Origin of the sequence: Denitratisoma oestradiolicum, assembly GCF_902813185.1 — a bacterium.
GTDB lineage: Bacteria > Pseudomonadota > Gammaproteobacteria > Burkholderiales > Rhodocyclaceae > Denitratisoma > Denitratisoma oestradiolicum.
Window position 1 is genome coordinate 26,910 of record NZ_LR778302.1, and the last position, 24,917, is coordinate 51,826.

General features: G+C 63.8%; 30 protein-coding genes and 2 pseudogenes. 4 read left to right on the forward strand and 28 right to left on the reverse strand.

Going from position 1 to position 24,917, the window contains the following annotated elements:
• Positions 1 to 9: 9 nt before the first annotated feature.
• The 3 genes from traV to DENOEST_RS20320 are packed head-to-tail and all read right to left on the reverse strand — an operon-like array spanning position 10 to position 2,023.
• Positions 10 to 669, reverse strand: a complete 660-nt coding sequence (traV, locus tag DENOEST_RS19270; RefSeq protein ID WP_183148341.1) for a type IV conjugative transfer system lipoprotein TraV — start codon at positions 667 to 669, stop codon at positions 10 to 12.
• A complete protein-coding gene (locus DENOEST_RS19275; RefSeq protein ID WP_183148342.1) occupies positions 669 to 1,379 on the reverse strand; it encodes a DsbC family protein in 711 nt (236 codons plus the stop codon). Before DENOEST_RS19275 ends, traV begins: the two co-directional genes overlap by 1 nt.
• Before the next feature lie 2 nt (positions 1,380 to 1,381).
• The gene (locus DENOEST_RS20320) at positions 1,382 to 2,023 is read right to left on the reverse strand and encodes a TraB/VirB10 family protein (protein ID WP_232096599.1); all 642 of its coding nucleotides are present in this window, start codon (positions 2,021 to 2,023) and stop codon (positions 1,382 to 1,384) included.
• A 28-nt stretch (positions 2,024 to 2,051) separates the two neighbouring features.
• Between DENOEST_RS20320 and DENOEST_RS20325 the strand changes: the two genes are divergently transcribed.
• Complete coding sequence (locus DENOEST_RS20325; RefSeq protein ID WP_232096600.1) at positions 2,052 to 2,240, forward strand: hypothetical protein; 189 nt, start codon at positions 2,052 to 2,054, stop codon at positions 2,238 to 2,240.
• Between the two features lies 1 nt (position 2,241).
• Here DENOEST_RS20325 and DENOEST_RS20330 read toward each other — a convergent pair whose 3' ends face one another.
• The 7 genes and pseudogenes from DENOEST_RS20330 to DENOEST_RS19310 form a co-directional block, all read right to left on the reverse strand.
• A complete protein-coding gene (locus DENOEST_RS20330; protein ID WP_232096601.1) occupies positions 2,242 to 2,736 on the reverse strand; it encodes a hypothetical protein in 495 nt (164 codons plus the stop codon).
• Complete coding sequence (locus tag DENOEST_RS19285) at positions 2,729 to 3,475, reverse strand: type-F conjugative transfer system secretin TraK (RefSeq protein WP_183148343.1); 747 nt, start codon at positions 3,473 to 3,475, stop codon at positions 2,729 to 2,731. Before DENOEST_RS19285 ends, DENOEST_RS20330 begins: the two co-directional genes overlap by 8 nt.
• A pseudogene (locus DENOEST_RS20705) lies at positions 3,411 to 3,937 on the reverse strand (type IV conjugative transfer system protein TraE). The gene DENOEST_RS19285 and the pseudogene DENOEST_RS20705 overlap by 65 nt, the downstream one beginning before the upstream one ends.
• Positions 3,938 to 4,008: 71 nt before the next feature.
• Positions 4,009 to 4,298: pseudogene (gene traL / locus DENOEST_RS20710) on the reverse strand (type IV conjugative transfer system protein TraL).
• 15 nt (positions 4,299 to 4,313) lie between these two features.
• Entirely contained in the window at positions 4,314 to 4,649 is a 336-nt protein-coding gene (locus DENOEST_RS19300) for a TrbC/VirB2 family protein (RefSeq protein WP_183148344.1), read from the reverse strand.
• Positions 4,650 to 4,728: 79 nt separating this feature from the next.
• Positions 4,729 to 5,112 (reverse strand): hypothetical protein, encoded by a 384-nt coding sequence (locus tag DENOEST_RS19305; protein ID WP_183148345.1) that lies wholly within the window; start codon positions 5,110 to 5,112, stop codon positions 4,729 to 4,731.
• A 1-nt stretch (position 5,113) separates the two neighbouring features.
• Complete coding sequence (locus DENOEST_RS19310; protein WP_183148346.1) at positions 5,114 to 5,626, reverse strand: lytic transglycosylase domain-containing protein; 513 nt, start codon at positions 5,624 to 5,626, stop codon at positions 5,114 to 5,116.
• Between the two features lie 471 nt (positions 5,627 to 6,097).
• On the opposite strand from DENOEST_RS19310, the gene DENOEST_RS19315 reads away from it, so the two are divergent.
• Positions 6,098 to 6,745 (forward strand): response regulator, encoded by a 648-nt coding sequence (locus tag DENOEST_RS19315; RefSeq protein WP_232096606.1) that lies wholly within the window; start codon positions 6,098 to 6,100, stop codon positions 6,743 to 6,745.
• Here the strand turns inward: DENOEST_RS19315 and DENOEST_RS19320 are convergent.
• The 9 genes from DENOEST_RS19320 to DENOEST_RS19355 all read right to left on the reverse strand — a co-directional run bounded on the left by DENOEST_RS19320 (position 6,714) and on the right by DENOEST_RS19355 (position 14,905).
• Positions 6,714 to 7,655: a sensor histidine kinase gene (locus DENOEST_RS19320; RefSeq protein ID WP_183148348.1), complete on the reverse strand. Its 942-nt coding sequence runs from the start codon at positions 7,653 to 7,655 to the stop codon at positions 6,714 to 6,716. The two genes, DENOEST_RS19315 and DENOEST_RS19320, sit on opposite strands and share 32 nt — an antisense overlap.
• Positions 7,656 to 7,681: 26 nt before the next feature.
• On the reverse strand, positions 7,682 to 7,957 hold the full coding sequence (locus tag DENOEST_RS19325) for a YunC family protein (RefSeq protein WP_183148349.1): 276 nt from the start codon (positions 7,955 to 7,957) through the stop codon (positions 7,682 to 7,684).
• A gap of 31 nt (positions 7,958 to 7,988) precedes the next feature.
• The gene (locus DENOEST_RS19330) at positions 7,989 to 8,849 is read right to left on the reverse strand and encodes a PAS domain-containing protein (protein ID WP_232096607.1); all 861 of its coding nucleotides are present in this window, start codon (positions 8,847 to 8,849) and stop codon (positions 7,989 to 7,991) included.
• Between the two features lie 92 nt (positions 8,850 to 8,941).
• Positions 8,942 to 9,154 carry a hypothetical protein gene (locus tag DENOEST_RS19335; RefSeq protein WP_183148350.1) on the reverse strand — a complete coding sequence of 71 codons (213 nt, stop codon included), beginning with the start codon at positions 9,152 to 9,154 and terminating at the stop codon, positions 8,942 to 8,944.
• 120 nt (positions 9,155 to 9,274) lie between these two features.
• Positions 9,275 to 9,661, reverse strand: coding sequence for a hypothetical protein (locus tag DENOEST_RS20355; RefSeq protein WP_232096608.1), 387 nt, complete (start codon positions 9,659 to 9,661; stop codon positions 9,275 to 9,277).
• A gap of 80 nt (positions 9,662 to 9,741) precedes the next feature.
• Complete coding sequence (mobF, locus tag DENOEST_RS19340) at positions 9,742 to 12,114, reverse strand: MobF family relaxase (RefSeq protein ID WP_232096609.1); 2,373 nt, start codon at positions 12,112 to 12,114, stop codon at positions 9,742 to 9,744.
• Positions 12,111 to 12,554 (reverse strand): protein-disulfide reductase DsbD N-terminal domain-containing protein, encoded by a 444-nt coding sequence (locus tag DENOEST_RS19345; protein ID WP_183148351.1) that lies wholly within the window; start codon positions 12,552 to 12,554, stop codon positions 12,111 to 12,113. The genes mobF and DENOEST_RS19345 overlap by 4 nt, the downstream gene beginning before the upstream one ends.
• 10 nt (positions 12,555 to 12,564) lie before the next feature.
• Positions 12,565 to 14,526: a type IV secretion system DNA-binding domain-containing protein gene (locus DENOEST_RS19350; RefSeq protein ID WP_183148352.1), complete on the reverse strand. Its 1,962-nt coding sequence runs from the start codon at positions 14,524 to 14,526 to the stop codon at positions 12,565 to 12,567.
• A 1-nt stretch (position 14,527) separates the two neighbouring features.
• Complete coding sequence (locus tag DENOEST_RS19355; RefSeq protein WP_183148353.1) at positions 14,528 to 14,905, reverse strand: plasmid mobilization protein; 378 nt, start codon at positions 14,903 to 14,905, stop codon at positions 14,528 to 14,530.
• Positions 14,906 to 15,214: 309 nt separating this feature from the next.
• Between DENOEST_RS19355 and DENOEST_RS19360 the strand changes: the two genes are divergently transcribed.
• Positions 15,215 to 15,535: a hypothetical protein gene (locus DENOEST_RS19360; RefSeq protein ID WP_183148354.1), complete on the forward strand. Its 321-nt coding sequence runs from the start codon at positions 15,215 to 15,217 to the stop codon at positions 15,533 to 15,535.
• Positions 15,536 to 16,055: 520 nt separating this feature from the next.
• Positions 16,056 to 16,349 (forward strand): hypothetical protein, encoded by a 294-nt coding sequence (locus DENOEST_RS19365; protein ID WP_232096610.1) that lies wholly within the window; start codon positions 16,056 to 16,058, stop codon positions 16,347 to 16,349.
• 635 nt (positions 16,350 to 16,984) lie between these two features.
• Here DENOEST_RS19365 and DENOEST_RS19370 read toward each other — a convergent pair.
• The 9 genes from DENOEST_RS19370 to DENOEST_RS19410 form a co-directional block, all read right to left on the reverse strand.
• Positions 16,985 to 17,602: a recombinase family protein gene (locus DENOEST_RS19370; RefSeq protein WP_183148355.1), complete on the reverse strand. Its 618-nt coding sequence runs from the start codon at positions 17,600 to 17,602 to the stop codon at positions 16,985 to 16,987.
• A 12-nt stretch (positions 17,603 to 17,614) separates the two neighbouring features.
• Complete coding sequence (locus DENOEST_RS19375) at positions 17,615 to 17,860, reverse strand: hypothetical protein (protein WP_183148356.1); 246 nt, start codon at positions 17,858 to 17,860, stop codon at positions 17,615 to 17,617.
• A 17-nt stretch (positions 17,861 to 17,877) separates the two neighbouring features.
• Entirely contained in the window at positions 17,878 to 18,210 is a 333-nt protein-coding gene (locus DENOEST_RS19380; RefSeq protein WP_183148357.1) for a hypothetical protein, read from the reverse strand.
• A gap of 218 nt (positions 18,211 to 18,428) precedes the next feature.
• Positions 18,429 to 18,923, reverse strand: coding sequence for a RadC family protein (radC, locus tag DENOEST_RS19385; RefSeq protein ID WP_183148358.1), 495 nt, complete (start codon positions 18,921 to 18,923; stop codon positions 18,429 to 18,431).
• Between the two features lie 268 nt (positions 18,924 to 19,191).
• A complete protein-coding gene (locus tag DENOEST_RS19390) occupies positions 19,192 to 19,329 on the reverse strand; it encodes a hypothetical protein (RefSeq protein ID WP_183148359.1) in 138 nt (45 codons plus the stop codon).
• 781 nt (positions 19,330 to 20,110) lie between these two features.
• Positions 20,111 to 20,860: a hypothetical protein gene (locus DENOEST_RS20360; protein WP_232096611.1), complete on the reverse strand. Its 750-nt coding sequence runs from the start codon at positions 20,858 to 20,860 to the stop codon at positions 20,111 to 20,113.
• Between the two features lie 14 nt (positions 20,861 to 20,874).
• Entirely contained in the window at positions 20,875 to 21,342 is a 468-nt protein-coding gene (gene kleA, locus DENOEST_RS19400) for a stable inheritance protein KleA (protein ID WP_183148360.1), read from the reverse strand.
• 51 nt (positions 21,343 to 21,393) lie between these two features.
• Positions 21,394 to 23,454 carry a DUF3560 domain-containing protein gene (locus DENOEST_RS19405; protein WP_183148361.1) on the reverse strand — a complete coding sequence of 687 codons (2,061 nt, stop codon included), beginning with the start codon at positions 23,452 to 23,454 and terminating at the stop codon, positions 21,394 to 21,396.
• A gap of 1,186 nt (positions 23,455 to 24,640) precedes the next feature.
• The gene (locus tag DENOEST_RS19410; protein WP_183148362.1) at positions 24,641 to 24,871 is read right to left on the reverse strand and encodes a hypothetical protein; all 231 of its coding nucleotides are present in this window, start codon (positions 24,869 to 24,871) and stop codon (positions 24,641 to 24,643) included.
• Positions 24,872 to 24,917: the final 46 nt, after the last annotated feature.

Genomic DNA, 24,917 nt, shown 5'->3' on the forward strand with positions numbered 1-24,917 from the left:
CACGGGCGCTTATTCGGTTTCAGGGTTTTCAGGAATGACGTCGTTGGGCTTGAGCAGGCCGTTCAGGAACTGCGCCGCCGCTTCCGGCGTTGGTCGCTGCTGCATCGTGCCGTTGGAAACCATGCCGTTCTCCGACGTGCTGGGCAGGCCGTAGGCGCCTTGAGCGTTGGCGCGAGGGGCATTGGCAGCGGATGGCGCGCCAGGCTGGCCGGAGCCCTGCTGGAAGACGGGCGCACGCACAGGCCGGTAGGTGTCCTGGATGCGGCGGCGGTTGTGCTCGACCAGCCACCGGCCCGAATCGACCGGCAGATAGACATAGCTCTGGTCGTGCAGGTCGCCGTCCGAGTCCTCCCAGGGCGCGAACCACACGCGCAGCACGCGCGGGGCGCTGCGGATCGGCGTGCCGCTGTAGATCGGCTTGGTCAACACGCCGTTACCCTCTTTCGCGCGCGAAAGATCGGCGGGCGCAGCGTCACCGTCACCGTGTCGATTCACCCGTTGGCCAGGAAGGTTCTTCTGCTGGGCATTGGCGTAGATGCCGGTCATGGATTCGCACAGAATGCCGTCGGGGGCCTTGCACGCGAATTCGGTCTTCGCGTCATAGCCTGACATGCTGCTGCACCCGGAAAGGGCCACCACGCCCAGCGCCGCAAGAATGGTCAGTCTCATTACTTACCCCCCAGCCATTGGTCGATCTTGTCGGCCGGCGCCGCACCAGGCAGCGTGCGGCCATCGAGGGCAATCAAGGTCGGCGTGCCGACCACGCCCAGCTTGGAACCCAGCACCAGGTTGTCGTTGATGGGGTTGTTGCACGCCTGAAGGGTCGGCGTCACACCCGCCATCATCAGGGCGGACCACGCCTTGGCCTTGTCGGGTGCGCACCAGACGGCGATGGATTTGGTTTTCGCCTCGGGATGCAGCGTTTCGAGCGGGTAGAGGAACGTATAGATGGTCACGTTGTTGAGGCGTGCCAGCTCGCCCTCCAGCTTCTTGCAGTAGGGGCAGTCAGGATCGGAAAAGACGGCCACGGCGCGGCTACCGTCGCCCTTGACGGTCTTGATGGCGTTGGCCAGGTGCTGGCTCGGGAATTCGACCTTCTTGGTCTCGACCTTACGGGCCGCCGTGATGTCGACCTGTTCCTTCATGTCGAACAGGTGGCCGAAGAGGAAATAGCGCCCGGACTCGTCGGTGTAGGCGATGTTCTCGCCCATCACGACTTCGTAGAGGCCCGCGATTTGTGACTTGCGGATTTCTTTGAAAGTCGTGTTGGGGTACATGCCCTTGAACTTCTCGACGATCTGAGAAGGGGCCGCGTCCTGGGCGATGGCGGCCGTGGCGAATGCGGCCAGCAGGGCCACGGACAAAGCGCGTTTAATCATCTTCATACCTCCTGGAATTCGATCCGGTGCGTTTCAAAAGACCGCGATAGTCTTCGCGGACATCGGCCTTGCCGGGTGACGGCGCCCTTGGTCACAAGCAGCTCGATGGTTCGTCCCCCATCGGTCTCGATGACGGGAAAGAGCTTGTCGGCGGCCTTCAGGTAGTACTGCGCGAGCATCGTGCCGGCCTGCCCGACACCGCCGCCGATGGCGGCCTGCCCCACCTTGTCGGGGTCGATGGTCTGCGTAGTGCCAAGGCCGCTGGTGTTGGTGGTCGTGGCGGACTGCTGGAAGGCGCGGCCGATGCCGGACAGGGCGCCGGCAAACAAGGCGTTGGCCAGAAGCTGGCCTTGTTTGGTGACAAGCCGCCCGCGCAAGCCGGCCTTGCCGTCTTCGCCGATGGCTTGGCCCTTGATGGCCATTTCCACGGTTTCGCCGTTGCCCAGCACGCAAGACAGTGTTTCAAGGCGGATCATCGACCGCTCGGACGACAGATCGCCCCACGCGGCGCCGATGACGCGGCAATCCTTGATGTCCAGCTTGTACTTGCTCGGCAGGTTGGCGGGGTCCAGGACATGGAAGGCCACGGGCAGCGGGTTGCCCTGCGCTTGGCCGCCCGTGGGCGCGTCGATGCCGTTGAGCATGGCGACCCGCACAAAGGAGCCCGCCGGGATGAACTCGATCTGCCGGCGCGAGTCGGTGCCCTGGGTCGTGCCGTACTTCTTCGCCTTCTCGTCGACCGGGAAACCCACCACTTCGGTATTGCCGCCGGGCGAGCCCGCATTGAGCGCGTTGTTGCCCTTGCCGATGGTGCCGAACTGGATGATTTCGAGCTGGCGTTTCGGCGGCTCGATGGTCTGATTCAGCGGGCGTTGAGTGGCGCGCCCGTGGCGGTAGCGCCCGCCGGACGTGGGCCAGTGGGAGGCGTCAAGACCCGCTGCCCGGCACCGCCCTGGCCTGCGCTCTGCACCGGCAAGGGCTGCTGCAACACGGCGCCATCCGTGGGCGGCCGAGTGGAATCCGTGGCGCCGGGCAATCTGCTCTTGCCCGACTTGAGGTCTTCCAGCTCTTTGGCCTGCTTCTTGATGAGGTCGTCTTGCTGGCGAAGTTGGTTCTTCACCTCGCTGATGAGCGTTTCATTGCTCTTCTCGCGCGCGGCCTGCTGGGCGCGCCAGGCATCGCGGTCTTCGAGCGAACCGGGGGCCGTGATAGTGACGGTCTTGGGTTTCTCGCGGTAACTCGCGGGTGTGGAATCGAAGAGGAACATTCCGGCGCCCATGAGACCGAGGATGCCGGCGGCGGCCCCCCCGATCAGCATGTACTGGCGCTTGCGGACTTGGGCGTTGGGATCACTCATTTTCTTTGCGCTCCCGCACGAGGAAGATGTCGGTGCCATCGCCCGCCGGCAAGGTGTGGTGCTCGATGGAAACGGCGCGCACGCCTCGGCGATACAGCTCCTGTTCGACCAGCAACATGTCGGACGGGGAGACATTGGTCAGGCGGTATTTCTCGCCCACCAAGTCGCCTTCCAGGTACTTGGTCAGCAGGACCAGGCGGCCCTCTTTCCACAAGGGCACTTCCTTGTTGACGGCGATGCTTTCGACGCTTTCTTGCAGCGCCGGGTCGGCCATGACCAGCACCAGGTCTTTGATCTTTCGCTGGTACGACACGGCGCGACCGTCAGCCGTGGTGCGCGGTGCGGCGCTGGCAGGGCCGCCCTTCTCGCCCGGCGGGCGCAGGATGATTTCCTCACCCGAGACCGGGCGCGGCACCAGGATGACCTTGTAGGTCACCCCCTTGTCGTCGGACACGAACAAAGTGACAGTGCCCACGCTCGGGGTGTCGCTCGCCAGCGTGAAGTAGAGGGCGCCCAGCGCTTCATCCTTCACGACGGAAATGACATCCTTCTGCGAGGGCACCACGCTGGCGATGCGCCGCCCTTCGACGGCCAGCCGGTTTTGTTCCTTCGCGGAAATGTTGACCTGAACGTGGTTGCGGTCGGCCCCCTCGATGACCTGGGTGGCGTGCGCGTTAAGACTGGCCAGCAGCGCGAGCAGCAGAATCGGCCTTGACGATTTCTTCAATTTTGGAAACATAGAGACGCCCCGAAGATGTGACGGTGAATTCAACCAAGTAGTCCTTGTCGCGTTCGCTGGTGAGCTTGTCGGCGATGTAGGTCTTGAGCTTGCCGCTGACCTTCACGCGCATTTCGCGCTCGGACACTTCCTCTTTGCGCGGCACCCAAATGGTGGTGACACGCTCTTGCTTGATCCGCATGGCCGCCGAGTCCAGCGCGGTCTTGAGAACCGCGTAGCCATCGGGGTGAGCCATCTTCAAGATCAACTTGTTGTTGTATTCCGCCGTCTCCGGGTGACGGTCAGGATCGAGCCCAGCACGTAGCCGGCCATGTCGGCCAGGTAATCCTTGTTGGCGTAGTTCGCCCCGATCTCGTAGGGCCGGCGGACTTCCGGCGGCACGATCCGGGTGGTATCCCGGAACACCACGTAGCTCAGGAGGAACAGGCCGCCGAACAAAGTGCAGGCCAGCACCAGATTCATCAGGCGGTGAAAGCGGATTTGGGACTTGAGCGCATCGCGCTCGTTGTGTGCCTTTCAGGTGTCATGGCGGGCTACCCATTGAGTTCGCGGATGTGGGAGCCTGGCAATTCCTTCGGTTCAGGAAAGCCAGTGAACCAATAGAGAAGATGAGTGGCCATGCCCGGATGCTGGCCCGCCTTCAGCTTGTTGTAGAGGAAGCCCAGCAGCACGCCGAAGAAGACCCGGAAATCGGGAACTCCGTGGCCACACCGATGAGCATCCCCAGGATGGCGATGGCGGCTACATCCAGCTCCCAAAACAGAAACTTGCCGGCGTCATCCAGTCGGCGCGGGATGTAGTGAGACAGATCCGTTTGTGACATGACCACCCTCCCCGTTTAGATGACGGCCGTGAAGCTGGCGTTGACGATGCCCACCACGATGCCGATACCGATGGCAAGCACCAGGGCGCCGAAGAACCAGCTCCAGTCCTTGCGCACGGCTGCCACGACCGAACCCACCGCGACAGCGACCAAGGCCGCGAGCTTGCCCAGGTTGCCCTTGACCCAGCTCTCGAACTTGGTGGCGGCGGCCTCGAACTCCGTACCGTCCGTTGCGTAGGCGCTCTGGACCGCCATCAGGAGGGCCAGAATCAGCCCGACGTAGAGGAAGGCTTTGAGCCACTGGCGCGCCTCTTCGCGCATGGACACCGCATTGGCGTTTGCAACAATCATCGAAAAACTCCTTCTCATGAGATTTCCCCTGAATCTCCCGGATGGGCCTTGCGCGGGGCACGCAAAGAGGGTGTAGCCGTCACTTCTCGACAGGGACGGGCTTGCATTCGTACTTGACCTTGGGCTTGGCCCGCTTCTTCGGCTTCTTCTTGGGGGCCGGCTTGGGCGCTTCGACTTTCGCAGGCGAAAGTTCGACGGGTGGTTGAATCGACTGCGGCTGCGGGATGACCACGGGGGCCGGGGCCGGCGGCGGAGGCGGCGGCGGAACGTGCAAATGCTTGATCGAGCGTTCCGGGCAGTCGGCGCCATCGCAGAAGATGTATTTCGCATCGCGCGGCACGCCGAACTGCGTTACGTCGGACAGGCGATCCACCGGGCTGGGTTGGTTCAAGGTCTGCGCCTGGGCGCTTGCGCCGATGGAAGCGAGCGCGGCAACGATCAGTAAACGGGCCGTGCGGGCCATTTCAATCCCCTTGGTAACTGGCAACTTGTGCCGATGCAGTTGAATGTTCTTCGGCCTGTCGCCGGTAGCCTTCGTAGTAGCGCTGCACGTCCATGACGTACTCGACTTGCGCGGCAACGTTCTTGGAGGCGGGGCCGGCGTAGTAGCAGCCCACCGCCTTCCAGGTAGCCCCGAAGCGCTGAATGCAGTCGGCCAACACCCATGCGCCGACCTTCTGGCTCGTGCAGGCATCGAAGAGGTCTTCGCGTCGGATGCCGTACTGCGACAGCACGGGTAAATGGATCGTGTTGATCTGCATCACACCCAAAGCGCGATTTCCGTCAGGGAGCTTCGGGCCGACCGCGCCCGTCCAGCCGCGCGACTCTTTCCAGGCGATGGCTTTCAGCAGAAGCGGGTCGATGCCGTACCACTGGCCCGCCTCGTCCCAGCAGGTCGCGGAAGCGGCAACAGGCACCAGAAGAGCGGCGACGGCGATCAGTGCGCGTGAAGAGAAGTGGGGCAGGCCGTATTCCATTGGGCAATTCTAGCAGTCAATTTGCTGTCACGGTGAAAGCACGATAACAAAAAAATCCTAGAGCGACAAGGCATCTGACGATGGTTTGTCAGCATGAAGGCCGGGGCGATTGTTCGTCTCTCCAAGCCGGGCGCCAGGGCGGCGCCATCACTTCCAAGCGGCATGTTATGCCGATGGGAAGGGCTGCATGATACCATGTGCAGGAAAAATAACTTCCGTTAGACGGAAGTTATAGGTTTGTGCGTGCGTATAATTCCGGCGCTTCAGCGGCGCTTAGGCGGCGAATCCGACACGGCAACAAGGGATTTCTGTCAAAATTTGTCCGTTGCCTCGCCGGCGAGGGGCGACCCCTACCCTGCCCGCCGTTGGCGTGGCGTCTTGCACGGCTGGTTGTCCTGGACAACGGCCAATCGACCATCGGGATCGGCGCGATCCCCCCTTGGACCTGTAGGTGAAAAAGTGGGAATTAGAGTGTTTCTGGCGGACGATCACCGGCTACTCGTCGCCGGCTTCCGCGATGTTTTGAAGGATTACGGTATTGACGTTGTGGAAGTGGCCTACAGCCTGGACGGGCTGATAGATCGCTACATGGAAGTCAAGCCGGATGTGCTCGTCATTGATGTGCGATTTGACACACGCAACGCCGGGGAAAACGGGCTCGATGCCTGTGAGGAATTACTGGCCCGCGACCACTCAGCCAAGATCATCGTGTTCAGCCAGTTCGACGATCAGTACATCATCGAGAAGTCCTACAAGCTCGGCGTGCTGGCGTTCGTGCGCAAGGACGAGAGCACGGAAGTGCTGCACGAAGCAATCAAGACCGTGGCCGAAGGGAAGGAATATTTTTCCCCTGAGATTGCGCAGCTTCTGGCCTGGTCGGCGGTGAAGGATCGCAATCCGAACAAGCTGCTCGATGAGAAGGAAATGCGCGCCTTCGCCATGACGGCGGACGGCGCATCGCTCATCGAGATTGCGGCCGAAATGGGCTTGTCGACCAAGACGGTGGGAACGCTCATGAAGAGCGTGAAGACGAAGCTCAGTGTCGAGAACCCGGCGGACATCACCAAGCTGGCGATCCGCTACGGCGTCACGACGACCGACCCGAAAACGAGAAGCTGACCCGCGTGCCTGGCCGCTTGGGGTTGGCGGTATCCGCGCACTGCACTTTCAGTTTGCCGCCCAATACGCGCGCCCGCTCGCGCATGTCGATCAGGCCGATGCCGGCGCTGTCCTCGCTCTTGGGGGATGCTTTGATCCCCACCCCGTCATCGGTCACTTCGACCTTGTAGAGACCGAGCGCCTTACTGTACTGCACCGAGACGCGGACCTGGTTGGCGCTCGCGTGTTTGATGGCGTTGAAGAGCGCTTCGCGGATAATCTTGTAGGCACTCACGGCCACGGCCTCGGGCAGCTCGGGGCGCTTGGGCAGGTTGTGGTCGAGGATGATCGCCGGCTTGTCGCAAACACTCGTGTAGTGGGCGACCATGGATTCCAGCGCGGCGGTAAAGCCGATGGAGTCGATCACTTCGATACGGGTGTTCTTGATGATGTCGCGCATCTGCGCATAGGCATCGGACACCATGTTTTGGGCGTTGGCCAGCAAGGCGGCGGCCCGCTCGTTGTCCTGGATCAGCGGTTCGAGCTGCTTCAAGACGTTGCGGCTCAAGAGCAGTTGAGGATTGACCTCATCATGCAGCCGGCGCGCGAGCGTGCGCCGTTCCTCGTCGATCCGCCGGTTCGATTCGGCCAGCACGCGGCGGGTCTCTTCGTGTGAGACATCGACGCGCGCCATGCCGTAGCTCGCTGTGAGGTAGAGCACATACAGGAAGAAGACCAGCATCAGACCGGCCGCCATGCTGGAAATCATGTTGGCGCGGGTGATGTAGGGTAGTGCGAGGATCAGCAGAGCCGCCCACACCCATAGGAAATACTTGGCGGCCCGGTTGCCCTTGACCGCCAGGAAAAGACTGACGGCGAACACCGTCAGCACGAAGGCGCAGCTCGTGTAGTAGATGATGGTCAGGTCCACGCCGAGGGTTCCATGACGGCGGACGGTCAGCGCATCTTGTTTAGCGCGGATTCACCCGTGTCGCCTACCGCGATGCCTAGCTCAGCGGCTTGGTTGGAGGCCGCTACCACCTTGGCCTTGCGCATGTCGTCGAAGGTGTTGACGCCGGTCACGATGGCGCAGACCTCGCCGGTCTTGTTGCAGGTTTCGACGTTGATGTAGCCGCAGCCGAGAATGCCCTTGGGGGCCTTCATCACCAGTAGCGGCCGCTTCAGCTCGAACTGGAGATATTCGATATGGTCTTGAATGGCGCCAGCGTCCATGAGGGTTTCCTTTCCCGTAGTGGTTGAAAAATCAGTCTTTGCGCTTGCTGTTTTGGATCATTTCCGAAATCGCGTCGTTGGCCATCGTGGCCCGAAAGCTCTCGATGAAATGGGCGACCGCCTCGGGATGTTGCTTGTCCAGCTTGGAAATGTCGATGTTGATGCAGATGAAACCGATCAGCCCGTAAACGTCGTGGAAGATCGGGATCGTGGTGGACTTGACCGCCCGGCCGTCCTTGAGGGCCAGGTCGTAGCTGATGAACGATCCGCCACGGCCCTGCCCCTGGCCCTCGCCGTAGCTGTAATTCCTGATGAGCTGGATGCCGAAGTTGGTGTTGGTGTCGCCCAGGCGCCGCCCGGAAATCGGGTTTTGCACGGCGATGATCGAGCGCAGCGGGTTGCGCGTGTCGTGTAAGACGATTTCGATGGGCGTGCCGGCGAAGGTCTGCCCCATGCCATTCACGATGTCGCGGTAGGACTGGAAAATCCGATCCTTCTCCCGATCAACCTCCCCCAGCGCCGCATAGTCGGGTTGCTGGGAAAGCAGAAGGTATTTGGCCTTGGTGGCGCCATCGAGCATCAAGGTGACATTGTTGGAGTTACCGAGGTAGATCAGATCGGCGATGGCGCGCGGCGACGGGTGTTCGGTGAGGTAATCGACCGCCTTGGTGAAGCGCTCCCGATCCAGATAGAGGGCGCCCGCATCGTCAGCCCGGATCGGGTACAGATCGTCGTAGGCGGCCAGCGCGCGCCCCGGCAGCACCTTGGGGTCGGGGTTGGCCGGGGCACGGTAGCCCAGGACGTAGATACTGATGGCAGCGATCAGCAAGGCCGGCACAAAGACCGTGGCCAGCCGTTTCCAGTCAATAGCAAGAAGCGATGTCGCACCCACAATAAGCCCTCCCGGCCGCACCTTTATCCGCTACATGATATTGGGATTAGGGTGGGTCGGGGTATACCCGGTTTCGGCGGGCTGTGCGGTAGTTAGCGTCGGCGCTTCTTCAGGTCCGCCTCGATGAGTCCTATCACGTAGGTATTGGCCGGGGTGGCCAGCTCGTCACACAGCTCCATCATGCGCTCATGCAGGGCGGGTTCCATCCGCAACGACACCGTTCTTCGATCACCGTAGATATGGGTGCGCCGTCGTTTTTTCCCTCGGCCCTCGGCCGTCTTGTCGGCGTCGTTAGGGTCGGTCATGGTTTGGCATCTGTTCTCTTCAAAGGCGTCCTTTTCACAAGTCTAAGGTGACTTGGAGACAGGCGAAAATCGGTTGAGCGGTGGCAACTTTCGCGCGCGAAAGTTGACATTGTGCCGCAATTACCGCGTCACGTCAGCGTTTTTGTCCTGCGTGGGCGCTGCATGTTCATGACGACGGAGTGTTTCGACGGCACTGGTCTTGTCCTGCTTGGCCGCCACCGCCTGAGCTGCCACATCCTTGTTGTTGGTATAGATGCGCAGCTCGTGGCTCGCGCGTGTAGCGCCCACGTAAAAGCTGCGATCCCCGAAAACCTTGGCCATATTATCGAGTGCGCGCGCCTGTTTGAACTCGCTCTCCGTCTCCGGTGCCCGAATGTGGAAGATGGCGCGGTGCTGGGTGGCGCCCTGAGAGGCATGCACGGTCGAGGCGTAGGCGTGGTCCCAATGCTTGTTCCGGCTTAGATCGACCTGGTGCAAGCTCACATCCTTGCCCTGGCGCAGCTCCAAGGTAACGCGCTCGCCGGCCACAGCCGAAACCCGCGCGATTTCCCCGTTCTTGAACTCGCCTTCGTTTCGCGTGATGCGGATCAGGTCGCCCTGGGCCAGCTCGCGGGTATCGCTGTCGTGACCTCGATCTTGTTGTGCTTCTTCGGCTGCCAGGCGATGGTGGTGCCATCCTCCTTCTTCAGCACCACGGTGCCGGCCGGCGCATCCACGGCGGCCACCCGCATGTATTCGCCTTTCTTGGCCGCGATCTGCTGGTAGTCGCGTCCGAAGCGCACCACGTCGCCGGCTTGGTAATACTGCGCCTCCTTCTGCATGGCGCGCGTCCAGCCCTTGGAAACCAGAATCTCCCGGGTGTCCTCGCTGCGGGACAACTCCCCCTGGGCCTTGAGCCCTTCGCGCACGCCGGCATTGATGGCGCGGCGATCCTCGTTGTAGGCGGTAATCACGATGGTGCGCTCGCGCTCGGCCTTGCCTAGCTTGAGGATGTCATCCACGACGGCGCCAATGAGTTGGCCCGAGTCGCCCTTGACCTCGCGGACCATACCGGTCTTGTCCATGAAGGCAAAGGCCCTGGCATTGTTGGCCAGCGCCACTTGGGTCAGCCGCTGACCTGGCTGCAATCCGTCGCGCCCGGTGATGACATCGACGGCCTGTTTCAAGTCCGGCGTCTTCTGCCGGTTGATCTCGGTCATGTAGGCCGTCTCGATTCCGTCTTTCTGCGCCAACTCGAAGGGTTTGCCGGCCTCGACGCCCTGGAGCTGGAGGGTGTCGCCCAAATAGACCACCTTGGCGCCGGCCTTCTCGGCCATGTGGTCGAGCTGCGCCTTCTGCCGCTGCGACAGGAAAGAGGATTCATCGACGATCCAGACCTCGGCCTTACGCACGAAGTCCGGGGCATACTGCTTCGCAAACTCGATGTCTTTCTGTAGCTGCCGCTCCTTGATCTGGAACATCGAGACGGTATCGGTGGCGATCCCGGTTTCGCGTGCCAAGACCTTGCTTGCGGCGCCGGTCGGCGCCATGCCGCGCACGGTATAACCCTGCTCCTGGGCCAACTCGCGCAGGGATTTGAGCATGGTGGTCTTGCCGGTGCCGGCGAGACCTTGCACGGCCACATAGCGGTCTTGGCTGGTCAGCACCTTGCTGATGGCGTCCTTCTGGCCGTCGCTGTACTTGAAGCCCTGGCGCCCCTCGGCCTGGGCGATGCGCGCTGCCACCGCCTCGGGCTCCATCATCCGGGGTGTTTGGCCCTTTTGGGCGCGAACCTGGTCCAGCGCCCACATTTCACTGCCCAGCATTTTCTTGGTGGTGTAGCCGCCGTCCGGCAGCTTCACGAGGTCACCATCCCGCTCCAGCTTGTCGAAGGCGCGTTGCACTTCGGATGCTGAGACGCGGCCGGCGCCGTGCTCGATGGCGGCCGCCATCAAGTCATTCTTGGAGACCACCGCCTCGCGCTCGATCAGGTGGGCGGCGGCAAATTCCATCGCCTGGCGCCCGGTCAGCTTGTCGTCACGAATCACGCCGCCTTGGGCGCGCTGGGCATCGGCCTTGGCCTGGATGGCATCGAAGTCGATGCCCACCTCCTTGGCCCTCGCCTTCCAGTCGGCGATCAGCGCATCATGGTCAACGTCGACCTTGCGGGCACGGGTCTTGAGGGTTGCGTCTTCCTTCTGCTGGGCGCTGGCGTCGTCGATGTCCACACCCTTGGCCTTCAAGGCGGCCTCGATCTCGGCCCGGCGCTGGCTGAAGTGCTCGATCTGCTCGCGCGTGATGCCGGCGATCTCGAAGTTGCCCTTCTCGTCGGTTCTGCGGATGTCGTAGCCCAGGGCCTGCAAGCGGTCGGCCAGCTCGGAGGTATAGATGGCGCCGATGACGCGCTGCGCGTTGTAGATTTCGTCATTGGTCAGCGACCGCCACTGGCCATCCTCGCGCCGTGTGGCGTTCATGATGACCGCGTGGGTATGGGTCTGCGGGTCCAGCTCGCGGCTGGTGTTGTGGCGGAACATGGCCACCGTGAGGTTGCCGGTCTTCACCGCCTCGGTCTTGCCGCCCTCGGTCTGCCGGGTCTGCGCCAGTTCGCGTTCGATATAACCCAGCGCCTTCTTGACGGCCGCCTCATGGGCTTCGCGCACGTCGCGGGTGCCTTGGATCTCGGCCACCAACGAAACGCTCTTGGGCGCGGAAAAGGTCATGTCGGTGCCGGGGCGGTGCTCGCGTTCCTTCTCGCCCGTCTCTTCGTTCCGCACCCACTTGCCCAACTCCTGACCTTCGACCTTGCCCTCCAGCAGCTCGAAGAAAGCCGCCCGGTCGATCTGGCCAGACAACCCAAGATGCTCGGCACCATTACCGAACCACTCGGAATGCTCCAAGCCCTGATCCTGGGTGTAGTAGTTGTCCTTCGAGAAGTAATGCAACGCCTGCCCGGCGCTGCCGACGTTGTTAAGGCTAATCATCCCTTCATCCCCCCGCGCAACGATACGCGATAGGTGCGCGTCAGTGGCGGGTAGCACACACCGACCTCGGCGCACCCTTGAGCCTTGGCGATCAATTGCACGCTCTCGCCAGCCCCCACGACAGCCACCCGCACCACGACCTGTTGGGCATAGTAGGCAACCTGCGCATCCAGGGCGCGATCATGTTTAACCCGTGGGTCCGGCATCACAACGCTCTCGACGCGGCTGGTGGGCTCCGGGGTAGAAAACGAAAAACGCTCCCGGTACAGGTAGTAGCCCGGCGCGATGGTGTAGGCGATTTCCACCACGCCAGGCGCAACCTGCCGGGCCGACGCGCGGAAGGCTTCCTCGGGCGGCAGCAAGGCCGCCTGCCCAACGGCGGAAACGGAAAAGGCCGCCAGTGCGGCGGCCAGGACAAAACGACGTTTGCTTGCGATCATGCGCGAACTCCTAGAGTGCATCGGCGAGCGGGTTGGGCTTCGGCGGCTCGGCCGGTGCGGCAGGCTCCGGCGCCGTTTTCGCGTGCGAAAGTGTCTCGGCCCGACCGACGATTTCACCCGTGTCCTTGGCCACCACCTCGCCCCCCGGTTGAACCACGACTTCCTGAATCCCCTCATCTATTGAATCATCGTCCAGCAGATCGCCGCCCGAGGCCGCCGCCGCTGCAAGGGGGATAGCCGGCTTCGGCTTGAACGAAATACCGAAGCCGTCGCGCTCACGGAAGCCCTCGGCAACTTTGGCGGTCGGCACGTAGTCGTAACGCACCTTGGCAATCGGGTAATCGCCCGGCACCACCAGATAGCCGGTCATGTCCGGCAGCGTCAAAATTTCGGAAGTCAGCACGATGTCGCGCATCGAGCGCCGGGCAAAAATGCTCACGCCGTCGCGCTGGGCGTTGAGGCCGTAGCTCAACGTTTCCTCCTTCTCATCGACTTCCGCCTGCCCCATCAGTTCCGCCAAGAGCTTCGCGGCGGCGCCATCGGTCACGCGCAACAGGAGTTTGGTCTGACACCCGGAGATGATCGTCTTGGCCAGATCGTGCCCGTAGATTTCGTAAAGCTGGCTGAAGTCCTGCACGCCCAGCACCACGCACAAGCCGTACTTCCGTGTGTTCGTCAGCGCAAGCTTGAGAATGTCGAGCTTCTGCAAGGTCGGCAATTCGTCGATGAAGAACCAAAGCCGCTCGCGGTGGATCGCCTCCAGGTCGAGCACGGCTTTGATTGCCGTGTCGATCCACAAAGACAGAACCGGCTTCAGGGCCTCCCGCATCGCTTCGCGCGCGGTGATGAACATCCATGAATCGGAGTCGTCATGCACCCAGCGACGAATGGAGAAGGACTCACCTTCATCGTGCAGGAAGCGGAACGCCTCCAACTGATTCTGCACGGTCATCTTGAGCGACATGCCGGTGCGCTCGGTCGTCAGGTCCACGTAGGTCGCGCCCGCCGTCCCCTGCAAGAGCGCGTGCAGCGCGTCCAGGTTGCTCTTGGCAATCGAGTTGTACAGCTCCCTATTGCTGCGCCGGTTCTCGCGGCCAAGAACGCGATACACGTCCTTGAGGACCATCCGGCCCGCCGCAGCCCAAAACGGATCGGCCTCGGCCGGATCGGGAATCAGACCGTTGGCCAAATTGTCGAAGTGGTAGTCCTTTTCGATTTCGTTCCAGATATTCCAGTTCGGGCTTCGCGCGTCGAGCGGATTCATCAGGATGTCTTTGCCTTCGCGGTAGAACGCCTGGGTGAACTCGCCGGTCGGGTCATAGACGATAGCGCGCTTGCCCTGGGCGCGAACTTGTTTCATGAGCGCGAAGAACTGTTGTGACTTACCCGTGCCCTGGGCGCCGCCGATCAAGGTATGCAGCGTCTCTGACTTGCGCCGCATTGGCACGCCGGCAAGCTCGTAGGGACTGCAATCGTCGCGCGACTTCATCAGCTTCTTCAGCTCCGGGCCATCCACCAAGGAAGCGCCGCGCAACTGCTTGTCGCTCATTTTGCCCTTGCCGTAACCCCACCAGTAAAGGCTAACGAGAAACACGAACCCGATGGAGGTCAGAGCGCCGAACAGGATGCCGTTGCGCATGGTTCGTAGCGCATCGTCGGCCAGTTCTTCGGTCAATTCCGCCACCTCTTTGACCTCCAGCATTCTCGGCTGACCTTCGATGTTCAGCTCCATCTTGCCGGCCGTCATGAAAAGCGCCTCGCGGGTTTTGGCCAGCCAATTGCGCTCCAGCCCGTACTTAGCCGCCGGGTCGGCGACAGTGTAGAAGTACGTTCCGGCAACGCCGATGCCGATCACCAGCGCCAACAGGACAACCGTCCAGACAGCCACTAGGAACAGTCGCGCCTGGTGCATCCAGATTTCCGCACCACGCGAGAAACTGCCCATGCTTCCCTTCTCTTCGCGTTTCGCCATCCTAAGCTCCTTTCAGCTTCTTCAACTTGGCCCGCGCCGCGTTCTGCGCGTCGTAGAGGGCTTGGGTATCACGCGCCTCCACGATGGCCATCAGCATCGCCTCGCAGGTATAGACCGCCAACTGCAAATCATCCGAAACAACGCCGCCGGCAGCAGGCGCGGCGACGGCCCGCGCTTCAGCGAAAAGCGCCCTGATGCGCTCTTCGGCCTCGCGGATGTTCTCAGCAATTACGCCCTGTACAAGCGTTTGGCGAAGATACTCGGAAAGACTGATTCCGTGCTCGTTGGCCTTCCGCTTGTAGAAGGTCTCGGTGTCATCGTCGAGGCGCAGGGTAATCGGTTTTGTCGACCCCTTGCCCGTTCCTTTCTGTCTTGGCATTCGCTAGTCCTGACAACGGTTTAGACCATTATAGCATTTTCGGTGTATGCGCGGTGTCTCGTCGGTGTATGCGCGTTAAAAGCCGCGCCACAGCGCGGTTTTTAACGCCGGCAACTATGTTGCGTGGTGTGTGACCGTTCTTCCGGGGCGCGGGGCTTGCCCTGCGAGCTGGAAGAACGGTGCATTTCCGACTCTCAAGGCCCTAGTGGAGAAAACCGGCCATTTGGTAGAATGGCACGGATCGACGGCCGCGTGAGGCCGTGACGATCAGGGCGGTTTCCCACCAATCCCATTTCAACGAGGTGAGCCATGAGTGAAGCGAATACGACGAGCAAGCCGGGCCGCAAGGCCGGATCGCTCGACGAGGAAATCCAGAAGGCAGCGGAGAAGTTGCGCCGTCTCCAGGAACGTCAACGAGACCAACAACGCAAGGAACGCGAGCGAAACCAAAAGGCGGTGCTGGAACTCATCAAGGCGGAACGCCTTGATGTGGTTCCCGCCGACCAGTGGAAGGCGGCACTGCCGAAGATCAAGGCGCTTCTCGTTGAAGATGGGTCGAAGCCGGCAGAGCCGGCGAAGCCCGTTCAAAAGACGCAGCCGGAGCCGGTGACGGCCGAGGCCAGCCAATGAGCGTTTTCCACAAATCCATAGGCCGCATTGCCCTCGACCGGGGATACCCCAATATCCCAAAGGGAGAGGGTCGCGCCCGGTTTCCCACAAGAGGCTTCTTGTGGGAAACCGGAAAAGCGCGATGGCCTGTGGAGCTTGTGGGAAACGCGGCGCTTGTAAGAGAGACGGCCCGGAGGCCAGAGGCGCGCCTTTGGTCGGCTCCCCTCACGGGGAGGCGAAACGGGTGGAGGTGGTCTTTGACGCATCCAGGGACAGGCCGGCACAGGCAGCGGATAAGCGTTTTCCACAAATCACCAGGCACCGGAGCCGTTGCCCGCGATACCTCAATATCGCAGGAGGCAACGGTCGCGCCCGCTTTTCCACATGAAACCTCTTGTGGGAAAGCGGATCAGCGCGAGGGCCTGTTGAGCTTGTGGGAAACGCGGCGGCGGACGGAGGCACGGCCTAGCGCCCGGAGGGCGCAAGCGAAAGGGATGTGCAAGGCTGCGCAGCAGTCCCCGCGCAGCGGGGATGAGCGCGAATGCGCGAACCTGGAGCAGCCCGGTCGGCCCGCAAAGCGGGACGATTCGCCCAGCAAAGAACGGTGAAAACGATGGAGCCAAACATCGGAAGCCACAAGTTGCACCAGCACCTGAGAGCGCACGGTCGCGCGGAAATCGACGGCTGGGCGATCAACGCGGACGGTGCGGAAATCTGGCTCACGAACCCCTACGGCCTTGACGTGGGGTTCTACGCCAACGACGCGGAAGGATGCGCCCGCATCCTGGAGCGCATTTCAACGGACGATCACGAAAGGGAATGGGGCACGCTGTAGTGCAGCCATTCAGAAATCAGGGCAACCGGCACACGCCACGGAACGGGCGCGGTTGCGTGAAGAGGAAAGGCGAAGGCGGCGGACGAAGAAGGCCGCCTTCGCCTTTCGCATTTTCCGACCCTGCGTGACGCGGCACAAGCGCGGAACGAAACAGCAGGACGGAAAGCGGGAGAATGCGCAAGGCGAACCGCAGCAAAGCGAGGGAAGCCGTCTAGCGCCTCCCCGACTTTCGCGTGCGAAAGTTGCGCAATTCCGGCCGCAAAGCGGACGGGCCGGGACGGCCGCCGAATGGCGGCAGCGGGAACCGCGACGGACCGGCGACACGAAGCAAGATGGCAAAGGTAGCGGCCTACGAGGCGGACAGTGGAGAGCCTAGAAGCGATAGTGGATAGGCGGCCACCAAGCTAAGGCCAGGCCGCGTATTGCGCGGAGGTAGGCAGGCGAGCGGCAACAGGCCAATGGCGAGACAGGCGCGCGCTGTCAAGGACGGTGGCCGACCGAAGGCCGGGCGCCATCGAGCCGGCGAGAGCGTAGCGGTCCACGGCCCGAGTTCCGGCAAAGCCGGAACGAAGAGCCAGGAACCTAACGAAGCGGAAAGACCGGATTGACACGGACGGACCGAAGGGCCGGCCGTGTCAATCCGGTGATCTCTTGGGGAAGTGCCGCGCAAGGAACTTGCGCATGGTCTTCTCAGAAACGTCGAAGTGCTTGGCCAAGCGAGGCGGTGTAAGACCCAAGGTGTACAGCTCGCCCACGCGCTCGCGTTGGGGGTCGAGCTTCAAGCGGCCGGTGCTGCCCTTCGGGCGGCCGAGGACGCGCCCCTCATTGCGGGCGCGCTGCAAACCCTCGCGGGTGCGCATGCGGATGAAATCCAGCTCGATCATGGAGGCTATCGAGAAAGCGACCGCCTGAATTTGAGAATTGAGGCCGCCGTCCATGACGGTGGCCGTCTTCGTAACAATGAGCGTCACCCGGCGTTCGGCCGCCGCTTCGAGGATGGAAAAGACCTGGATGGGAGAAGACCCCAGCCGGGTGAATTCAGGCGTAAGAATGAAGTCGCCCGGCTGGGCCTTGTTGAGAAGCAGATCGCCAATGGCGCGCTTGCGCCACGATTGATCGCGGCTGACGGTCTCATCGACCAGCACGAGCGGCGAATAGCCGTGAGTGTTGGCGTAGTCGAGCAGCCCCAGGCGTTGCGAAGCAACGTCCTGGGAGTCGCGCGACACGCGAAGGTAGCCAAAGTAGGTTGGCATCCGGCACGAGGCTCAGGAACGGAAAAAGAGAAAGTAGGCGAGCGGGAAGGCACCCGCGATGCCCAGCAATGGGCACGCGGAGCGCGCGAAGCTGGCGAGTCGCCGGGAGGCGACGAGCCGCGAAATGGCCAATCCCATGAGATGGCCGAGAAACCAGCCCGCGAGCAAAGCGAGCGAGCCAAGCCCGACGTTCAAGGCGAAGCCGTCGAACGAGGCGGCAGCAAGACCCTGGGCACGATCCATCAGCGAAGAAGACATGATCGCGGCCAGGTGAGTTAGCGCGGGCGCGCAGCGCCGCGCGGCGGTTGCGCCAAGCGCGCTTCGACGAAGCGAAGCAGCGCCGCGCGCTCGTCGGCCGACAGGCCGCTGGTCAGGCAGAACTCGAAGAACTCCAGGGCGGCTTCCTTGTGCTCAATGGGCAGAGGTTCGAGCATGGCCAAGTTGCACATGTAGTCGGGGTGGGCGAAGGCGGCGACGAACTGGAGCAACAGAAGGCCGGCTTCGGCAGAGCCGGTTTTTTCGACCAGGTGAAGGGCGGGCCTCAACGGCTCGGGAAAATCGCTCAGAAGGCCCGTATTCGAGCCGTAGATCGCGCGTGATTCGCTCAAGATGCACCCCCGGTAATGAAAAGGTCTTCGGGGCGTTATTTTACCAGGATCGCCGGTAGGTTTAATGGACTTTTCCGACAGGAAAAGGCGACCGTGAAAACGGTCGTTAAAACTACCGGGTTTTTCGGCCGCCGGGCCGGAAAACCGAAAAGACGTAAAGTTGTTCCCACGGATGGGAATGTGTCACCCGGCCGGTAGGCCGGGTGACAGGCTGCGCGTCAGAGCAGCCCGCGTTGGGCGAAGGACACATTGGCCCCGCCGGCCACGACGATGTGATCGAGCACGCGCACGTCGACCAGCGCGAGCGCGTTCTTCAGCACCTGGGTCAGTGACTCGTCGGCACGCGACGGCTCGGCCAGGCCGGACGGGTGGTTGTGCGCGAAGATGACGGCGGCGGCGTTGAGGCGCAGCGCGGTCTTCACCACTTCGCGGGGATAGACCGAGGTCTGCGTCAGCGTGCCCCGGAACAGCTCGATGTACTCGATGACGCGGTTCTGCGCGTCAAGGAAGATCGCGGCGAACACTTCATGCTCCAGGGCACCGAGGCGCAGCGAGAAATAGGCGTTGGCGTCGGACGGCGCCGAAATCAGGCCGTTGCGCATCACCTTCTCGTCAAGGATGGCCAGCGCGGCCTCGATGACGTGCTCGGCGGTCGCCAGTTGGAACTGGCCGTTGTCGTCGATGGTGAAAAGGTCGATGTGCGAAGCGGTCATTTGTCGGACTCCAGGAAGTGGGCGGGATTGCCTACTTCCTCTGGATCGGTTCGCAGCGCAGCGGTCAAGGGTGAAACGGCCATCGGCCGCAAGCGCCCGCCAGGGCGCGCAGCCCTTGACGGCGAGAACGAACTGACACCCTTTGAAGTGACAGGCAATCCCTACCCTCTGCACACCACGGACCCCTTCGTGCAGTTGTCCAGCTTTCGCGCGCGAAAGCTCACTTCAGGCGAAGCCCAAGACGCCGCCGGCCGGCGGCGTCGCCGCGTCAGACGGCAACGAAGTGGCCACCGAGGGGGCCGGCGATGATGCAGGGGCGACGGTAGGGACGGCGGGCGCAGTAGCGCAGGACTTCGCGGAGCTGGTCGGCGCGGACGCGGGAGCAGGGAGGAAGGGGCGCATTCATGTGGATCTCCTTTGGCGGGTAGCGGACCGATCTGGCCGCCTCGCAAAGTCGCCGCAGGCGGTCGGCCCGAAGGGCGCCGGCAGGGTTTCGGCGCGGTGCAGGGCGACGTGACAGGATGACCGATCGCCAAGGCGCAGCCGAGGCCGCAGCCCGATCGCAGGGAGGGACCGGGCGAAGGGGCGCGCGAAGCGGCGCCGCAGGCGCCCCGCAGCGAGCGGACGAACTGGCACCCAAGCCCTGCCCTGCCCGCTTGCGGGCAGGTCTCTAGCGCCGCTGCCGGCGAGGCCGACGAAGGCGATGGGCGGCCAGATCGGGAAGCCGCGAAAGGACGCATGGCGCCACCACTCGGCGGGTAGTGCCGACAAAGAAGGCGGGTAACTTCGAGCAGCCACCGCGACCACGCGAACGGTCGGGGGAAGGCGGCCAGGTTGGCAAGGCGGTAAGCGCCCGGAGGGCGCAAGCGAAAGGGATGTGCAAGGCTGCGCAGCAGTCCCCGCAACGCGGGGATGAGCGCGAATGCGCGAACCTGGAGCAGCCCGGTCGGCCCGCGTAGCGGGACGATTCGCCCGGAAGGCAAGAAACAGGCATAGGAAGCCACACAAGAGGGAAGGAAGGCCAAACAGCAGCCGCAACAGCGCCAAGGGAGAAAGCCCGGCCAAGCAGCGCGCGGTAGCGCGCTCGCCAGAACCGGGCATAGCGGCGGGCCGACAGGCCCGCGACCCCAGCCCGCCGAAGGCGGGCCGCTGCCAGCAGCAGCCGGCGCGCCACCGCCGCGCGCCCATCACGGCAGCACCCGGAGCTGGTCCACGCCGTAGATCGTCTGAATGCAGCGCGGATCGTGGTCCACCACGCGCCGGCCGGCGCGGTCGGTGCGGTAGGTCACGGGCTTGTCATCGTGCGCCCAAACGGAACCGTATTCAGGATTGGCGCGATCCACGATCACCCGCTTGCCCACGTCACGGGACGCGGACGGGTGTGAAGCGGCGACGATTTCGCAGCGAACACCGGGCCGGAAGGCGGACATATCGACGGCGGCCCGGGCCGCCGTCGGCGCGGGCACAGCGGCCGGCGCCGGCCGGATAGTGCGGGCCTGCGCGGCGTGGGCGTCTTCCAGCTCCAGGGCGAGCCGCACCAGAATCGACAGGTGATAGGAAATATGGGCGGTCTTGAGGTCCAGCGCGCAGCGCAGGGCCTCAAGTGGGCGCCCACCGCTGGAAATGAGAATGTCGCAGCGGGAAAGGGCGGCCAGCCCGCGCGCGCGCAGATCGTTGTAACGGGCAATGTCGCGCTGAAGCTCGGCTTGGTTCGAGTCGATCAGCTTGGCCAGGTAGCCCGCACGCGCGGCGGGTGCCACCGGCACGCGCCGCGCGGAATGCGGGTCCAGCTCGTACCAGTTCGAGCGGATGCCGACGTGTTCCGCCTCGGAATACCGGGCGATCAGCGCCGCGACGGCAGCCGGCGCGACGGCCGCCACCAGGGCGGCGGCCTCATCGTCGATAGCCTTGTTCTTGGCGTCGTCCTCGGTCGACATGGTGCCGCCCTCCCCTACCCGTCCAGCCGGGCCAGGAGGGGCACGGCGCCATAGTTCCACCAGTCCATGACGCGGTGCAGGGTCTCGTCACGCTCGGCCGCTGTCGCCGTGCTGAAAAGGTTGTGCTGGCGGATCACGCGGCCAGCGGTGAAGGCGCGCAGGATGTCGAGCGGGGAAGCCGCGCCATCCAGGGCGCGCAGCGCCTCGCGCAAGACAGGATCAGGCACGAAGGCCGGCGGGAAGGGCTGGCCCTGCTCGCCGGCCGCCGTCGCGGCCTGCTCGATGTCGCGCATGGTCCAGCGGGTCAAGATGCGATCCAGAAGGGCCGCGCGCCCAGCGCGCACGGTCTCGCGCAGCGCGGCCGCGCGCTTCTCCAGCAGCTCGGCATCGGCGAGCGCGGCGGCCAGGTGGTCGCGGTCGTTGCGGATCGGGTCGCCCACCTCCGGCAGCAGGTCAACCCAAGGCATGAAAATCGGGTGCATGGTGCGTACTCCCTGAGAGGCCCCGGCGAAGCCGGGGCGTGTGGTGGTGGGTCAGGCGGTCAAGGTGAAAAGAGCGATGTTCACGGCGGTGCCGGAGTCCGCGAAGGTGTCGGGCGGCAGGTCTTCCCATTCGCCGCCGCGCTGCTCCACCAGCGGCCGGAGCTGGGCGTTCTGGCGCGGCCCATTGGCGCAGATCGCCACCAGCTTGCCGCCCGGCTTCAGGAAGGCCAGGGCGTGGCGGATATGCTTGATGTCGTCGGCGTTCGCAAAGGGCGGATTCATCAGAATGCGGTCGAATGATCCCCACAGGGTTTCGGGCGTGCATTGCAGGAAGTCACCGATCACCACGGCGCGGCGGGTCGCATCGAGGCGGCCGCCCAAAGAGGCGTTAATCTCCACGGCCACCACTTCGCAGCCCTCGGGCAACTGGTCGAGAATGCGACCAGTGCCGGCGCTCGGCTCCAGCACGCGCATTCCGGGCTCGATGTCGGCCAGTTCCACCATGCGCGCAGCCAGGCGCGCCGGGGTGGGGAAGAGCTGCGGGGCGCTCACAACCTGCACCCCGCCGGCCTTGAGCTGGTCGCGCATAGCCTGGAAGGCTGCGGCCGGGTTCTCGGCCGCCGCCTTGGCGGCTTCATTCTGCGCGGTGCCGGTCTCGCAAGTGGCGCAGTCGATGGCCTGATGGCCGGCGACGTTGGGCTTGCTGCACGTCGTCGCGGTGGTCTGGTAGCCGCAGGGCTCCACGGCCGCCGGCACTCGCTCCAGTTTCACCGGCTCGGCGGCCACGGCCGCCGGCGGATCGACGCGCTTGGCGTCGGTGATGAAAACATTGGGGTAGGAATGGCGCTTGTTGAAGTCCGATTCCTTCGGCATGCAGTAGCAGCCCATGCAGGTGCGGACGCGATGCGCGCCGGCCGTGTCCGTGGCCTTGATCTTGTTGGTGCCTTTGTAGTCCTTGGGCACGCGGTCATATTCGGCCTTGGTCATATGGGCAAAGCCTTCGCCCGGATAGTTCACCAAGGGCGGCAGCTTGGTGGCCTTCTCGACCAAGGCGGCCTGTTCGGCGGTCGGGGCCTGGTATTCCTTGATTTCCTCGATGCCGCGCACGCGCACATAACGCGCGTTGGTGGTGACGCTCACGGGCTTGCCGTCCTTCTTGTTGACGCGGACCACGATCAGCCATTCGTTATCAATCAGGACACGCCCGCCGGGCTGGATGTCCTGGCCCTCGGCCTTCAGGCCGCCTTGCTCGTCCAGCATGGCGCGTTCGTAGCCGATGCGGTTCTCGTAGTGCTCCAGCCAGCGGCGCGCCCATGCCATCGTGCGCTCATGGGCAGGGATGGCGATATCGCGGGCCTGCGCGGCGTCGATGATGCCGCCATCGAGGGCGGACCAAAGAGACATGGCGCCTTCGTACTGCGAAGCCGGCGGGTTGCGCGGATAGTCGGTCAGGCTGAAGCAGCGGGAAATGTGGTCATAGTTGGCGATGGCCTTGGCCTGGTCGAGCGTCAGGCCCTCGGCGCGCCAATGCTTCAGGAACTGTTCCGCCTCGGCAATCGCGCGCTCCTGTTTGCGCTTGTCGGCCTCCAGGCCCTTGATGCGGCGATGCCGGACGGCCGGCAATTCCTTGTATTTCGCATGGCGCAGGGCGCCGGCTGCACGGTGCTTCCAGTATTCCGACGTTTCCCACATCTTCACGGCACGGCGCATGCCGTTCTCGATCCGCTCGGCATCCTTGCGCGCGCGGCGCTCGCTGTGGTGCCCCACCAGGATCGGCTGACCGAAGGGGATGCCGTCAGCGATGGAGGAAACAGCCCTGCGGGCCGACTCGGCATCACTGGCGCGCTTGTCGCTGTAGTCGCCGAACCGGTCGGCGCGTTCCTCGGCGCGCTCAACCAAGCTTGTATCCTCGTCGCCAATCTCGCCGCACAGCTCAAGCAACAGGTCTTCGCGGGCCGGCGTCCACATCGGCGCCACGAAAAGCTCTTGACGCGGTGCCCACTTGAAACCGGCCGCCTTCACGCGCTCATAGGTCGCGCTGTCCAGGCGCGAAGAGCTGTAAAGGCGCAGCTTGTTGTCATCGGGCGAATAGGTGGCGGTCATGGTCTGCATGTCGGTCTTCCTCGTGAAACGGGTTGAAGATGGTCTAAGCGGCTGGGGTCTGGTCTGCTCACCGTCACCCCTGCCGGGGCATCGCTCCATCACTGAAGCAATGCCGTCATTCTACCCCGCGAACTATTGACCGTCAATAGTTTGACGAAGAAAAACCATCTTTTTTTGCACCCTCCCGGCCTTGCGCTTTTCCCCTGCCGACCGGAACCTGGAGCCCTCGGGCCGGGGTTTGGGGGCCGGAACAGGCCCCCAAGGTCTCGCCGTTCGTCGCCCCGCAGGGGCGCATGCTCCCCTACCCCCTTCGAGCACCCACATGGCCAGCGGAGCGCGGGGCCGGCCTTTGCACTGCACCGTCTACCTATCGCCTCGGCGTCCAGGGGCACGCAGGACGGGCGCGGTCAAGGGTGAAACCGGAAGCCGCACGCGGAGCGCAGCCGCAGGCGAGCACCGAACGGGTGAGGATTTCAGGGCGCAGCCCGGCCCTTGACCGGAGAAGCCCGGCCGGAGGGCACCATGACGACGAATCAAGGCGAAGGGAGCGGTGCAGTGCGGCCCCGCGCGAAGCGGATTCAGCGCACCAGCGCCGGCACACCACGGATTCAGATCCACGTTCCCGACTTTCGCGCGCGAAAGTCGCCCGACCAGGCCGCCAGGCCCAGCCGGTCAGGGCTCGCCCTGTCCGGCGCCCCAGGGGGACGCCAAGCCCGCGCGGCGGGGGTTCGCGTAGCGATCCCCCAGGAGGCAAGCGCAGCGCGCAGCGCCGCAGGCGCGAAGGCGTCAGGGATTGAAGCCCGCCAGGGGCGAGACTAGACCGGCTCGCCGGTCGACGGCTCGATGCGCAGCACGAAAGCCCGGCCCCGCAGGGGAGACGCCCTAACGACGGCGGGAATTCTGGTGTAACAGGTCATAGACGCCCTGCCCTTCGCTGTGCTGGCAATACTGGCACCAGCGGAGCATTCCCGTAGCCGTGGCCCGCCATTGCGTCATGCCGCGCTTTGCACACGCCAGGCAAAGCCCACGTTTCGGCTTGCGGGAACCGAAGCCCTGGCCAGCTCTCACGCCCACGCTGAACACCCGGAGAAGGGCCACGCCGGGACGGCGAAGCCGTACCGGCCTAGCGCAGCAGGATGCCGCGCGGCGGGGCGCAGCCCCAAGAGCGCCCGCCCGCGCAGGCGGGCGGGGGTCATCAGCATTGCCAGTTGGCGCGGAAGCCGCGCCAGTCGCGGGCCACAAAGCCCGTGGCCGATTCGAGCGCGGCGGCCAGGGTCTCGGCGCGCCCATGGGTCGAGTGGCGGCGGATCGCGGCCGCGAACTCGGCTAGGGTCAGGCGGGAACCCCAGCGCACCAAGTAACCCCATGCGGCGATGGCGTGGCGAATCAGTTCGTTGGTGGCGGTGTCGGTGGTGGTCTTGCTCATGGCCATATCCTTGGGTTGGATGGTCTAAGGGTGACGCGCACGCGCG

What these genes read in the sequence shown, in the direction of transcription:
- DENOEST_RS19370 (WP_183148355.1), bottom strand. Translation starts at nt 17,602, where the DNA reads ATGCCAACCTACTTTGGCTACCTTCGCGTGTCGCGCGACTCCCAGGAC.
- DENOEST_RS19410 (WP_183148362.1), bottom strand. Translation starts at nt 24,871, where the DNA reads ATGAGCAAGACCACCACCGACACCGCCACCAACGAACTGATTCGCCAC.
- DENOEST_RS19350 (WP_183148352.1), bottom strand. Translation starts at nt 14,526, where the DNA reads ATGGCGAAACGCGAAGAGAAGGGAAGCATGGGCAGTTTCTCGCGTGGT.
- DENOEST_RS19335 (WP_183148350.1), bottom strand. Translation starts at nt 9,154, where the DNA reads ATGACCGACCCTAACGACGCCGACAAGACGGCCGAGGGCCGAGGGAAA.
- DENOEST_RS19275 (WP_183148342.1), bottom strand. Translation starts at nt 1,379, where the DNA reads ATGATTAAACGCGCTTTGTCCGTGGCCCTGCTGGCCGCATTCGCCACG.
- DENOEST_RS19310 (WP_183148346.1), bottom strand. Translation starts at nt 5,626, where the DNA reads ATGGAATACGGCCTGCCCCACTTCTCTTCACGCGCACTGATCGCCGTC.
- DENOEST_RS20320 (WP_232096599.1), bottom strand. Translation starts at nt 2,023, where the DNA reads ATGCTCAACGGCATCGACGCGCCCACGGGCGGCCAAGCGCAGGGCAAC.
- DENOEST_RS20330 (WP_232096601.1), bottom strand. Translation starts at nt 2,736, where the DNA reads ATGAGTGATCCCAACGCCCAAGTCCGCAAGCGCCAGTACATGCTGATC.
- kleA (WP_183148360.1), bottom strand. Translation starts at nt 21,342, where the DNA reads ATGCACCCGATTTTCATGCCTTGGGTTGACCTGCTGCCGGAGGTGGGC.
- DENOEST_RS19375 (WP_183148356.1), bottom strand. Translation starts at nt 17,860, where the DNA reads ATGTCTTCTTCGCTGATGGATCGTGCCCAGGGTCTTGCTGCCGCCTCG.
- DENOEST_RS19390 (WP_183148359.1), bottom strand. Translation starts at nt 19,329, where the DNA reads ATGAATGCGCCCCTTCCTCCCTGCTCCCGCGTCCGCGCCGACCAGCTC.
- DENOEST_RS20360 (WP_232096611.1), bottom strand. Translation starts at nt 20,860, where the DNA reads ATGTCGACCGAGGACGACGCCAAGAACAAGGCTATCGACGATGAGGCC.
- DENOEST_RS19305 (WP_183148345.1), bottom strand. Translation starts at nt 5,112, where the DNA reads ATGGCCCGCACGGCCCGTTTACTGATCGTTGCCGCGCTCGCTTCCATC.
- traV (WP_183148341.1), bottom strand. Translation starts at nt 669, where the DNA reads ATGAGACTGACCATTCTTGCGGCGCTGGGCGTGGTGGCCCTTTCCGGG.
- DENOEST_RS19405 (WP_183148361.1), bottom strand. Translation starts at nt 23,454, where the DNA reads ATGCAGACCATGACCGCCACCTATTCGCCCGATGACAACAAGCTGCGC.
- mobF (WP_232096609.1), bottom strand. Translation starts at nt 12,114, where the DNA reads ATGATTAGCCTTAACAACGTCGGCAGCGCCGGGCAGGCGTTGCATTAC.
- DENOEST_RS20325 (WP_232096600.1), top strand. Translation starts at nt 2,052, where the DNA reads ATGAACTCGATCTGCCGGCGCGAGTCGGTGCCCTGGGTCGTGCCGTAC.
- DENOEST_RS19285 (WP_183148343.1), bottom strand. Translation starts at nt 3,475, where the DNA reads ATGTTTCCAAAATTGAAGAAATCGTCAAGGCCGATTCTGCTGCTCGCG.
- DENOEST_RS19345 (WP_183148351.1), bottom strand. Translation starts at nt 12,554, where the DNA reads ATGATCGCAAGCAAACGTCGTTTTGTCCTGGCCGCCGCACTGGCGGCC.
- DENOEST_RS19300 (WP_183148344.1), bottom strand. Translation starts at nt 4,649, where the DNA reads ATGATTGTTGCAAACGCCAATGCGGTGTCCATGCGCGAAGAGGCGCGC.
- radC (WP_183148358.1), bottom strand. Translation starts at nt 18,923, where the DNA reads ATGACCGCTTCGCACATCGACCTTTTCACCATCGACGACAACGGCCAG.
- DENOEST_RS19360 (WP_183148354.1), top strand. Translation starts at nt 15,215, where the DNA reads ATGAGTGAAGCGAATACGACGAGCAAGCCGGGCCGCAAGGCCGGATCG.
- DENOEST_RS19355 (WP_183148353.1), bottom strand. Translation starts at nt 14,905, where the DNA reads ATGCCAAGACAGAAAGGAACGGGCAAGGGGTCGACAAAACCGATTACC.
- DENOEST_RS19325 (WP_183148349.1), bottom strand. Translation starts at nt 7,957, where the DNA reads ATGGACGCTGGCGCCATTCAAGACCATATCGAATATCTCCAGTTCGAG.
- DENOEST_RS19365 (WP_232096610.1), top strand. Translation starts at nt 16,056, where the DNA reads ATGCGCGAACCTGGAGCAGCCCGGTCGGCCCGCAAAGCGGGACGATTC.